Here is an 11824-nt window from a genome sequence, read left to right on the forward strand (position 1 = left end):
CGCCCGAACAAAGGGGCGGGCCCGGCAGGCCGTCGCCCGCCTTGCCCGCCCTTGTCCTCGTACGGCGCGAGGGCCGCCCCGGGGCGCGCGGGGTGCGGCCGCGCGCCGGGTACGGAACGGGCGGCGAGCGTGCCCGCCGCCCGCCCGCTCACTCCTCGCCGGACGCCTCCGCCGCGGCGGACTTCTTCGCCGTGGTCGTCTTGGCGGCCGCCGTCTTCTTCGCGGTGGTCTTCTTCGCCGCCGTGGTCTTCTTGGCCGCGGTCTTCTTCGCCGCCGTCTTCTTCGCGGGCGCCTTCTTGGCCGCCTTCTTCGCCGGGGCCTTCTTGGCGGTCTTCTTCTTCGCCGGGCCCTTGGCGCGCTTCTCGGCCAGCAGCTCGTAGCCGCGCTCCGCCGTGATCGTCTCGACGTCGTCGTCGCGGCGCAGCGTCGCGTTGGTCTCGCCGTCGGTGACGTACGCACCGAACCTGCCGTCCTTGACCACCACCGGCTTCCCGCTGACCGGGTCGGTGCCCAGCTCCTTCAGCGGCGGCTTGGCGGCGGCCCGGCCACGCTGCTTGGGCTGGGCGTAGATCGCCAGCGCCTCCTCCAGCGTGATCGTGAACAGCTGCTCCTCGCTCTCCAGGGAGCGCGAGTCGGTGCCCTTCTTCAGGTACGGGCCGTAGCGGCCGTTCTGCGCGGTGATCTCCACGCCCTCGGCGTCCGCGCCGACCACCCGCGGCAGCGACATCAGCTTGAGCGCGTCCGCGAGGGTCACGGTGTCCAGCGACATCGACTTGAAGAGCGACGCGGTCCGCGGCTTCACCGCGTTCTTGCCGGTCTTCGGGGTGCCCTCGGGCAGGATCTCGGTGACGTACGGGCCGTACCGGCCGTCCTTGGCGACGATCTGGTGGCCGCTGACGGGGTCGGTGCCCAGCTCGAAGTCGCCGCTGGGCTTGGCCAGCAGCTCCTCGGCCAGCTCCACGGTCAGCTCGTCGGGCGCGAGGTCGTCCGGCACATCGGCGCGCTGGTGGCCCTCGGCGTCCTTCTCGCCGCGCTCGACGTACGGGCCGTAGCGGCCGACCCGCAGCTTGATGTCGTCGCTGACCGGGAACGACGAGATCTCCCGGGCGTCGATCGCGCCGAGGTCGGTGACCAGCTCCTTCAGGCCGCCGAGGTGGTCGCCGTCGCCGTTGCCGGCGTCCGAGGCGGCGCCGGAGGCGGTGTCCTCGCCGCCCTCGCCGAAGTAGAAGCGCCGCAGCCACGGCACGGACTGCGCCTCACCGCGGGCGATGCGGTCGAGGTCGCCCTCCATCCGGGCGGTGAAGTCGTAGTCGACGAGCCGCCCGAAGTGCTTCTCCAGCAGGTTGACCACGGCGAAGGAGAGGAAGGACGGGACGAGCGCGGTGCCCTTCTTGAAGACGTAGCCGCGGTCCAGGATCGTGCCGATGATCGACGCGTACGTCGACGGGCGGCCGATCTCCCGCTCCTCCAACTCCTTGACCAGCGTCGCCTCGGTGTAGCGCGCCGGAGGCTTGGTGGCGTGGCCGTCGGCGGTGATCTCCCGGGCGCCCAGCGCGTCGCCCTCGGCGACCTGCGGCAGCCGGCGCTCGCGGTCGTCCAGCTCGGCGTTGGGGTCGTCGGCGCCCTCGACGTACGCCTTGAGGAAGCCGTGGAAGGTGATGGTCTTGCCGGACGCGGTGAACTCGGCGTCCCGGCCGTCGGCGGCGCGGCCACCGATCTTGACGGTGACGGAGTTACCGGTCGCGTCCTTCATCTGGGAGGCGACGGTCCGCTTCCAGATCAGCTCGTACAGCCGGAACTGGTCGCCGGTCAGGCCCGTCTCGGCCGGGGTGCGGAAGCGGTCGCCGGAGGGGCGGATCGCCTCGTGCGCCTCCTGCGCGTTCTTGACCTTCCCGGCGTAGCTGCGCGGCTTCTGAGGCAGGTAGTCGGCGCCGTAGAGCTGCGTGACCTGCGCACGGGCGGCGGAGATCGCGGTGTCGGAGAGCGTCGTGGAGTCCGTACGCATATAGGTGATGAAGCCGTTCTCGTACAGCTTCTGGGCCACCTGCATCGTCGCCTTGGCGCCGAACCCGAGCTTGCGGCTCGCCTCCTGCTGGAGGGTGGTCGTCCGGAACGGCGCGTACGGGGAGCGGCGGTACGGCTTGGACTCGACGGAGCGCACCGCGAAGGCGGTCTCGGCGAGGGCGGCGGCCAGCGCGCGGGCGTTCGCCTCGTCGAGGTGGAGGACCGCGTCGTTCTTGAGACGGCCGTCGGCGCCGAAGTCGCGGCCCTGGGCGATACGGCGGCCGTCGACGGTGGCGAGGCGGGCGGTCAGCGTCGACGGGTCGGAGCTGTCCCCGGCCCGGCCGGTGGTGAAGGTGCCGGTCAGGTCCCAGTACTCGGCGGAGCGGAAGGCGATGCGCTCGCGCTCCCGCTCGACGACGAGGCGGGTGGCGACGGACTGCACCCGGCCCGCCGACAGCCGCGGCATGACCTTCTTCCACAGGACCGGCGAGACCTCGTAGCCGTAGAGGCGGTCGAGGATGCGGCGGGTCTCCTGGGCGTCGACGAGCTTCTTGTTCAGCTCGCGGGGGTGCGCCACGGCGTCGCGGATGGCGTCCTTGGTGATCTCGTGGAAGACCATGCGGTGGACGGGGACCTTGGGCTTGAGGATCTCCTGGAGATGCCAGGCGATGGCCTCGCCCTCGCGGTCCTCATCGGTGGCGAGGAAGAGTTCGTCGGACTCGGCCAGCAGCTGCTTGAGCTTCTTGACCTGGTCCTTCTTGTCGCTGTTGACGACGTAGATGGGCTGGAAGTCGGCGTCGACGTTCACCCCGAGGCGGGCCCACGGCTCGCCCTTGTACTTCGCCGGCACCTCCGCCGCGCCGTTGGGGAGGTCACGGATGTGCCCGACACTGGCCTCGACCACGTATCCGGGGCCGAGATAGCCCTTGATCGTCTTCGCCTTGGCGGGCGACTCGACGATGACGAGGCGGCGGCCGCCGCCCTCTGCGGTCTCGCTGGTCGGGGACAACTTGGCTCTTCTCTCCGGTCGACGCCTGGATACCTCCAGGCGATAGCGCTGGAGGCGGACACTGCGGTGTCGCTTGACGCTGCGGAGTGTGACGGTACCTCCCGCCCCCGTGTCAAACGGAAAATCCCCGCAACGCCACTCGAACGGTAACCCGACTACATGCCTTCCTGCCGCCCGGACCTCGTCCCCCGGCGGCGCCGCCGCCGTTCGGTCACGTTGTCCGCTCCCCGGTCTCCGTACGGCGGCCTACTGGCAGGATGGCCGGGTACGGCTCCTCTCACGGACCGCCCGCCGCCGGCACACGCACACTCGGGGGACAGATCACTCATGGCGAACCAGCATCCCGGACCTCCCCAGGACGGACCCAACCCGTACGCCGCACCGACCCCGCCGGTCCCGCCCGTACCGCCGGGCGCGCCGGATTCCTCGGCCCGGCCCGATCCACTGGCCAAGCCGGACCCGCTGGCGAAACCGCAGGGGGATGCGGCGGGTGCGCCGGGGGCGGCTGCGGCCCAGCCGGGTGTGCCGCCGCAGCCGGGTACGCCGCCGCAGCCCGGCGCCGCGCCGGCCGGTTCCCCGTACGGATATCCGCAGGGTGGCAGCCCCGGACAGCCCGGTTACGGGTACCCGCAGGCCGCGCCGGGGTCCGGGTACGGCTACCCGGGCGGCGCCACGCCGCCGCCCACCGCTCCCCCGCAGCCGCAGGGCACGCCGGGCTTCCCGCCGCCCGGCGGTGGTTTCGCGCCGGGGCCGCAGCCGGGTGCCGCCGGGGTCGGCTTCTCGATCGGGGACATCGCGGTCGGCGGCGACACGATCATGACGCCGTCCGGGCCGATGCCGCTGAAGGGCGCCGTCTGGACCGCCACGGACATGTCGCGCACCGAGGAGAAGATCCCCACGCACGCGATCATCCTGGGCATCATCTTCTTCTTTTTCTGCCTGCTCGGACTGCTCTTCCTGCTCATGAAGGAGCGGGTGACCACCGGCTTCGTGCAGGTCACGGTGGCCGGCGGGGGACGTCACCACGCGACGATGGTCCCGGTGCAGTCCCGGGAACAGGTCATGTACGTGCTGGGCCAGGTCAACCACGCCAGGTCGCTGAGCCTGTGACATGACCGGCCCCGCACCTCACCCCGCAGGCCCGGCCGGACCGGCCGGACCGCCGGACGGCCCCGGCATCCGCGCCACCACACTCCGCCGGGCCGCCCTGGGCCTCGGCATCGGCGCGGTGGCAGCCGGCTATCTCTGGAACACCAATCCGCACGAGCCGGGCCATCTGCTCCCCGGCTGCCCGCTCCGGTGGGCGACCGGTCTGCTCTGCCCGCTGTGCGGCGGCACCCGCCTCGCGTACGACCTGCTCCACGCCGACGTCGTGGCGGCGTTCCACGACAACGCCGCCCTGCTCGTCCTGGGCGTACCGGCCGCCGCCTACGCCGTCGGACGCTGGCTGATCACGGGACTGCGCGGCCGCCACTACCGCCTGCGCCTGTCGGGCCGCGCGGGCGCCGCGGTCCTGGGCGTCGCGATGGTGTGGATGCTCGTCCGGAACGTCGTGGGCTGACCTGGGCTGCCGTCCGGCCGGGGCGCACCGCGTCGGCCGGGGCGCGCGCCGCCTCCGGATGCGCCCCCGACGGACCCGGTACGGCCGCCGCCGCGGAGGCCGTACCCGAGGGCAGGCTTCCGCGGCGGCTCCGTACGCGTACGTATGACAGCTGCGTCAGCGCACCGTGACCGTCAGCTCGGGCGAGACGGTGGTGTTCACGGCCATCCGCAGGTGGTTGAGGCCCTTGATGCCGAGCTTCACCCGGACCGAGTAGGCGCCGGTGGAGTTCACCGGGGTCTGGGCGGGGAGCGAGACCCAGCGGGTGCCCTGCTTCTGCTGGACGGTGACCTTGGTGCCCGCCGTGATGCCGTGCGAGGTGCCCGTGATGCGGAACTCCTCCCACGCCCCGACCGCGGAGACGCTCGCCTTGGCGGTGAGCGACGCGGTGGCCGGTGCCGTCGCCGCGACGGGGGCGGGCGAGTGCAGCTGGGCGGGGGCGGCGAAGGCGGCGGCCCCTCCCCCGACGAGCAGGGAGGCGGTGATCACGCTGACGGCGGTCAAACGGAGTGCTCGGTTCATGACAGTCCTCACTGGCTGGGCCGATGGATCCGACAACCGGACGCACGGCGGAGGCCCGTCGCCTGCCCGGCGCCCCGCCCGTCCTCATCCCCAGTGAGGGTCGGGAACGGCAGCCCGGTTCCGCCGACGCCTCCCGAATTCGGCGTCTCTTCCGATATGGCCGGATCCGGTCCCTGAACGGGCGGTACCGGACGGTGGGGCGGCGGCACCGGCAGCCCCGACGGCGGAGCCGCCTCGCCTCGGGGCGCGCCGCGCCGCAGGGCGCGCCCCGAACCCGTCCGCGTCAGCCCCGTACCCCCTCAGCCCTCCGTCCCCACCGGCTCCAGGAAGCCCTGCTCCACCAGCATCCGGATCGCCTCCGGCGTCCGGTCCCGCAGCAACACCGGGTCCTCGCCCATGAGTTGGGCGATGGCGTCCAGGATCCGGCCCGCCGGGAGCGAGCCGTCGCAGACCCCGGCGAACCCGGCGCCGACCGTGTCCACCTTGGTGGCCCGCCGCATGCCCCTGTTCTGCCGCAGCACCACATGCTCCGGGTCCTCCGCGCCGGGCAGCCCGACCTGCTCCTGCACCACCTCGCCGGCCAGCCGGAAGTGCCCGGCCAGCAGCGCCGCGTCGTCCGTCCGGCGCAGATAGTCCTGGCGCGCGAAGTGCCCGACGACGGTCTCGCCCAGCGGCTGCTCCACCGGGTGCGGCCACTCCTCGACGGTGATCGACGGGGTGTCCGCACCGGACTTGCGCAGCGTGATCCAGCCGAAGCCGACGGCCTTGGTGCCGCGCGCCTCGAACTCGTCCAGCCAGGCGTCGTACCGCGCGGCGTACTCCTCGGGGGCGGTCCGGTGATCGCCGGCGTCCCGCAGCCACAGCTCGGCGTACTGGGTGATGTCCTGCACCTCGCGCTGGACCACCCAGGCGTCGCAGCCGCGCGGCACCCACGAGCGCACCCGGTCCGTCCACTCCTCGCCCTCGACGTGCTGCCAGTTGGCCAGCAGCTGGCAGTACCCGCCGTCGTTGAGATGCGCCGCGGCCTGCTGCACCAGGGTGCGGCAGAGGTCGTCGCCGCCCATCCCGCCGTCGCGGTACGTCAGCCGGGCGCCGGGCGAGATCACGAACGGCGGGTTGGAGACGATGAGGTCGAACTTCTCCTCGCCCACCGGCGCGAAGAGCGAGCCCTCGCGCAGCTCGGCGGGGGCCGCCCCGGAGAGCGCCAGCGTCAGCGCGGTGATCCGCAGCGCGCGGGGGTTGAGGTCCGTCGCCGTGACCTCGGTGGCGTGCCGGGAGGCGTGCAGCGCCTGGATGCCGGAGCCGGTGCCGAGGTCGAGCGCCCGGCCGACGGGCGTGGGGACGGTGATCCCGGCGAGCGTCGTGGACGCGCCGCCGACGCCGAGCACCAGCTCGGAGCGGTCCACCTGCCCGGCGCCGCGGATGCCGCCCGCGCCGCCGACCGCGCAGCCCAGATCGGAGACGATCCACCAGTCCTGCCCCTCGGGGCCGCCGTACGGGCGGACGTCCACCCGGGCGCGCACCTCGGCGCCGTCCTCGACGAGCCAGCCGTCGGCCAGGCAGTCCGCCACCGGCAGCGCGGCCTCGGCGCGGGCGCGGGCCACCGGGCGCTGGAGGAGGAAGAGCCGCACCAGCGTCTCCAGCGGGGTCTCGCCCCGGGTGGCGCGCAGCGCGGGCACCGTCTCGCTGCGGGCCAGCGCGGCGTAGGCGGGCGCGCCCAGCAGCTCCAGCAGGCCGTCGGCGGTGAAGTCGGCGGCGAGCAGCGCGGCGCGCATCCGGTCGGTGCGGGCGCGGCTCGCGGGGTCGCGGACATCTGTGGTGGGGAGGTGCGTACTCACGCCGTCCATTGTCGACCCCGCCACCGACAATCGGCGACGGCCCGGCGCCGCGCGCCTCACGGGCGCGGCGCCGGGCCGTGGACCGGTTCCGGGTACGGGAGCGCCCTTACGGGCCGCCGGTTACGGCTTCTTGGTCTCCTTGCCCGAGGGGGAGGCGGGCGCGCCCTGGCTCTGGCAGCCCTTCTGACCGGCCATCGCCTTGCCGACGTCGCCGGACTCCAGCTTCTTGAAGGCGGCCTCGCTCTGCTTGTTGAGCTTGTTGATGCCGTTGGAGAGGTTGCGCAGCCCGTCGGCGAACTTCAGCTTGTCGCCGGTGTCCAGACCGTCGACCTGCTTCTTGAGGTCCGCGTACCCCTTGGAGAGGGCGTTGAGTTCCTTGACCGCGTCCGTGTGGGCCGCCTCGCCGTTCTCGCTCGGCGGGGGGCCCGCCTTGTTCAGGGAGGAGGCGAGGGACTTGTAGGCGTCGGAGATCTTCTGGAAGGCCGCCGAGTCGGTCTGCTGGACCTTCTTGGAGTCCGTGGTGCCCTCGTCGGCCGTCTGCATCGCGGCGTTGGCATCCTGAATCTTCTTGAACTGGGCCTGCGCGGGGTCGCAGAACGTCTTGGCCCAGTCGTCGAGCTTCTTGCTGCTGTCGTCGCTGCACCCGGTCAGCGCGAGCATCAGTGCCGCACCGCCGGACAGCGCGGCCACAAGCTTCTTGTTCACCGGATCGGTCCCTTCCATGGCTCTCGGCCCCGGAACATACACGGCCAAAGGGCCTGGCCCGCGAGCGGGCCATCCGCTACGTACCGCAATGAAGCCATTTGCACCAAGGAAGGTGAGGTCTTCCGCACTCGGACGCGGACGGGTGGCGGACGCCCGCCCCGAGCGCCCGCCACCCGCCTGTCACGCCGTCAACGACGCGTTCCCGTCAGGACGCGGCGACCGTCTTCGCGGTCTCGGCGGCCTGCGCGGATTTCTGGGAGTTGTCTTCGTCACTCACGGCGATACCGCGGCGCTTGGAGAGGTACACCGCGCCGACGATGATCAGCAGGGCGAGCGCCGCGGCACCGATACGGACCGCGGTGTTCTGGTCGGCGCCGAAGCTGAACTTCACGACCGCCGGGGCGATCAGCAGCGCCACCAGGTTCATCACCTTCAACAGCGGGTTGATCGCCGGTCCCGCGGTGTCCTTGAAGGGGTCGCCCACGGTGTCGCCGATGATCGTCGCCTCGTGCGCCTCGCTGCCCTTGCCGCCGAAGTGCCCGTCCTCGACGAGCTTCTTGGCGTTGTCCCAGGCGCCGCCGGAGTTCGACAGGAACACCGCCATCAGCGTGCCGGTGCCGATCGCGCCGGCGAGGAACGAGCCGAGCGCACCCACGCCGAGGGCGAAGCCGACCGCGATCGGGGTGAGCACGGCGAGCAGTCCGGGGGTGGCCAGTTCGCGCAGCGCGTCCTTGGTGCAGATGTCGACGACGCGTCCGTACTCGGGCTGTTCGGTGTAGTCCATGATCCCCGGGTGCTCGCGGAACTGCCGCCGCACCTCGAAGACGACCGCACCGGCCGACCGGGACACCGCGTTGATGGCCAGTCCGGAGAAGAGGAAGACCACCGAGGCGCCGAGGACCAGCCCGACCAGGTTGTTCGGCTGCGAGATGTCCAGGCTCAGCCCCATCCCGCTCGCCGCCTTGCCGACGGCCTGCTTCGCCGTCGCCAGGGCGTCGCGGTACGAACCGAACAGCGCGGCCGCGGCCAGCACCGCCGTCGCGATGGCGATGCCCTTGGTGATCGCCTTGGTGGTGTTGCCGACGGCGTCGAGGTCGGTGAGGACCTGCGCGCCGTCGCCGGTGACATCGCCGGACATCTCGGCGATGCCCTGCGCGTTGTCCGACACCGGCCCGAACGTGTCCATGGCGACGATGACGCCGACGGTGGTGAGCAGCCCCGTACCGGCCAGCGCCACGGCGAACAGCGCCAGCATGATCGAGGCGCCGCCGAGCAGGAACGCCCCGTAGACCGCGAGGCCGATGAGGACCGCCGAGTAGACCGCCGACTCCAGGCCGATCGAGATGCCGGAGAGCACGACGGTCGCGGGGCCGGTCAGCGAGGTCTTGCCGATGTCCTGGACGGGCCGCCGGCCGGTCTCGGTGAAGTAGCCGGTGAGCTGCTGGATCAGCGCGGCGAGCACGATGCCGATGGCGACGGCCACCAGCGCGAGGATCCGCGGGTCACCGGGCCGCCCCAGGATCTCCGGGTCGGTCACGCCCGCCAGCCCCTGGTACGTCGACGGCAGGTAGGTGAACGCCGCGGCCGCCACCAGGACCAGCGAGATCGTCGCGGAGATGAAGAAGCCGCGGTTGATGGCGGTCATCCCGCTGCGGTCCGCGCGCCGCGGCGCCACGACGAAGATGCCGATCATCGCGGTGACCACACCGATCGCGGGCACCAGCAGCGGGAAGGCGAGCCCGGCGTCGCCGAACGCCGCCATGCCCAGGATGAGCGCGGCGACCAGCGTCACCGCGTACGACTCGAAGAGGTCGGCGGCCATCCCGGCGCAGTCGCCGACGTTGTCGCCCACGTTGTCGGCGATGGTCGCGGCGTTGCGCGGGTCGTCCTCCGGGATGCCCTGCTCGACCTTGCCGACGAGGTCCGCGCCGACGTCCGCGGCCTTGGTGAAGATGCCGCCGCCGACCCGCATGAACATCGCGATCAGCGCGGCACCCAGGCCGAAGCCCTCCAGCACCTTGGGCGCGTCGACCGCGTAGACCAGCACCACGCAGGACGCACCGAGCAGGCCGAGGCCGACGGTGAACATGCCGACGACGCCGCCCGTACGGAAAGCGATCTTCATCGCCTTGTGCGAGACCGCCGTAAGATCCTTTTTCCCGGCCCCGTCGTTCTCGCCCGCGGCCGGAGTGGCTTCCCGGGCCGCGGCCGCCACGCGCACATTGCTGCGTACGGCGAGCCACATGCCGATATAGCCGGTGGCCGCCGAGAATCCGGCACCGATCAAGAAAAACGCACTGCGGCCCGCCCGCTGCGTCCAATTGTCCGCGGGCAACAGCATGAGCAGGAAGAAGACCACCACGGCGAATACGCCGAGGGTGCGCAACTGCCGGGCCAGGTACGCTTTCGCGCCTTCCTGCACCGCGGCGGCGATCTTCTTCATACTGTCGGTTCCCTCGCCGGCTGCGAGCACCTGACGTACCAGCACCGCGGCGACGACCAGTGCCGCCAGCGCGATGCCGGCGATCACCAGCACGATGCCGCGGTTGCCCGCCGTCAGCGATGGTCCGGCGAGAAGGGAGGGGGAGTTCAGCGACTGAGGGGTGTATGGCCCCGCCATTCGTCCTCCTTGACGTTTGGCACATGGGCGCGCGCAAGCACGCTCAGGCGAACTGAGCAAGATGTGGACGGATTGTAGGGAGCCGCACGGCATCAAAACAGTGCGCCGGAAACGCAATTCGGCCGCAGCCGGGAAGATCAAAAGGACCGCGCCCGCAGAATTAGCCCGGACGATGGAAAGCAGCTAATTAGCTGACCACTGAACGATGATCTCAGTTTCCTACTGATCGCCGCTGCTCAAAGCCGCCACTTGCGCCCCGGGAGACGATTACGTTCCCATCAGGGCGGCCGTAAGGAACGTTTCTCCGGACGGAGATACGGGCGTCGCCCCGTGCCGAATCCAGGCTGACGTAACGTCAGATTGAGGCTGGATCGGAACGGCGGGGCCGGGGCCGCTCCGGGGGGGTGCCAGGGCGTGCGCGGGGCCCGGCGGCGCGGGGCGGCGCACATACGGCTGAACGCACGGCGAGGGCCGCTCCGGGCCCTGACGGCGCACGGAACGGGGGTACGGCAAGTACGGCAGGGCACGGGCCGAGCCGCGCTCAAGGCCCTGGGTGGGCGTCGGAAGCTCCCGAAGCGCCCGGCGGACGGCCCGGCGGGAACGCTACGGGGTGGCCGTGGCCGCGGCGGTCGGCCAGCTCATCCGGATGAGACCGCCGGTGGCGCCCGAGGTGACCTCGACGTCGTCGACCAGCCCGCTGATGACCGCGAGGCCCATCTCGTCCTCGCCGTCCGCCTCGGAGCCGTCGTCGGACGTGTGCTCCCCGGGACCGCTCGGTACGTCGTCGCCGACCTCGATCGCGAAGTTCTTCTCGTCCTCGATCAGGGCGACATGGACGGGCGCGTCGATACCGTGCGCCAGATGGAGGCCGACGGCCCGGCTGCACGCCTCTCCGACGGCGAGCCGCACCTCGTCCAGCACGGCCTCGTCCACCCCGGCGCGCCTCGCCACCGCGGCCGCGACCAGACGCGCGGTCCGGACGTGCTCGGGCAGGGCACTGAAGCGGAGTTCGACGGTGGCCATGCCATCCCCCTCGGTTTGCGGACGTGCAACGCAGGGGGCCGGACGACTTCGCCCGGTACCCCCCACACTTCTTCCTCACCCGCGCCTGCGCGCGGGCACCGCGGAGCCGTCAGTCGGTCGCTGCGACGGCCTCGTCGACCGAGGTGTGAATCGGGAACACCTTGGTCAGTCCGGTGATACGGAAGATCTTGAGAATGCGCTCCTGGTTGCAGACCAGGCGCAGCGAGCCCTCGTGGGCACGCACACGCTTGAGCCCACCCACCAGGACGCCGAGCCCGGTGGAGTCCAGGAAGTCGACACGCTCCATGTCCACCACGAGGTGGTAGCTGCCGTCGTTCACAAGCTCGACCAGCTGCTCGCGCAGCTTGGGCGCGGTGTATACATCAATCTCGCCACCGACCTCGACGACCGTACGGTCGCCAACGGTCCGGGTCGACAGGGACAGGTCCACGGATCCTCCAGCACCTTGCTATCGAGCGGTCGCCCCCCTGGGGCCTCCCCAC

Annotated in this window: 9 protein-coding genes; 2 read left to right on the plus strand and 7 right to left on the minus strand. The window is 71.7% G+C overall.

Going from position 1 to position 11824, the window contains the following annotated elements:
• Positions 1–148: 148 nt before the first annotated feature.
• On the minus strand, positions 149–3013 hold the full coding sequence (gene topA, locus ACZ4U4_RS00995) for a type I DNA topoisomerase (protein ID WP_467868032.1): 2865 nt from the start codon (positions 3011–3013) through the stop codon (positions 149–151).
• Positions 3014–3535: 522 nt separating this feature from the next.
• On the opposite strand from topA, the gene ACZ4U4_RS01000 reads away from it, so the two are divergent.
• Both ACZ4U4_RS01000 and ACZ4U4_RS01005 read left to right on the plus strand, forming a co-directional pair.
• Positions 3536–4123 carry a hypothetical protein gene (locus ACZ4U4_RS01000; RefSeq protein ID WP_467868915.1) on the plus strand — a complete coding sequence of 196 codons (588 nt, stop codon included), beginning with the start codon at positions 3536–3538 and terminating at the stop codon, positions 4121–4123.
• A gap of 1 nt (position 4124) precedes the next feature.
• Positions 4125–4574: a DUF2752 domain-containing protein gene (locus ACZ4U4_RS01005; protein WP_467868034.1), complete on the plus strand. Its 450-nt coding sequence runs from the start codon at positions 4125–4127 to the stop codon at positions 4572–4574.
• Positions 4575–4730: 156 nt separating this feature from the next.
• Here ACZ4U4_RS01005 and ACZ4U4_RS01010 read toward each other — a convergent pair whose 3' ends face one another.
• The 6 genes from ACZ4U4_RS01010 to bldG form a co-directional block, all read right to left on the minus strand.
• Positions 4731–5135 (minus strand): hypothetical protein, encoded by a 405-nt coding sequence (locus ACZ4U4_RS01010; protein WP_467868036.1) that lies wholly within the window; start codon positions 5133–5135, stop codon positions 4731–4733.
• A gap of 299 nt (positions 5136–5434) precedes the next feature.
• The gene (locus ACZ4U4_RS01015) at positions 5435–6973 is read right to left on the minus strand and encodes a DUF7059 domain-containing protein (RefSeq protein ID WP_467868038.1); all 1539 of its coding nucleotides are present in this window, start codon (positions 6971–6973) and stop codon (positions 5435–5437) included.
• 120 nt (positions 6974–7093) lie between these two features.
• On the minus strand, positions 7094–7678 hold the full coding sequence (locus tag ACZ4U4_RS01020) for a small secreted protein (protein ID WP_467868040.1): 585 nt from the start codon (positions 7676–7678) through the stop codon (positions 7094–7096).
• Positions 7679–7883: 205 nt separating this feature from the next.
• A complete protein-coding gene (locus ACZ4U4_RS01025; protein ID WP_467868042.1) occupies positions 7884–10298 on the minus strand; it encodes a sodium-translocating pyrophosphatase in 2415 nt (804 codons plus the stop codon).
• A 603-nt stretch (positions 10299–10901) separates the two neighbouring features.
• Entirely contained in the window at positions 10902–11321 is a 420-nt protein-coding gene (locus ACZ4U4_RS01030) for an ATP-binding protein (protein ID WP_467868044.1), read from the minus strand.
• 109 nt (positions 11322–11430) lie between these two features.
• Entirely contained in the window at positions 11431–11772 is a 342-nt protein-coding gene (gene bldG, locus ACZ4U4_RS01035) for an anti-sigma factor antagonist BldG (RefSeq protein WP_004571875.1), read from the minus strand.
• Between the last annotated feature and the right edge of the window lie 52 nt (positions 11773–11824).

The organism is Streptomyces sp. NPDC029159 (assembly GCF_055564055.1).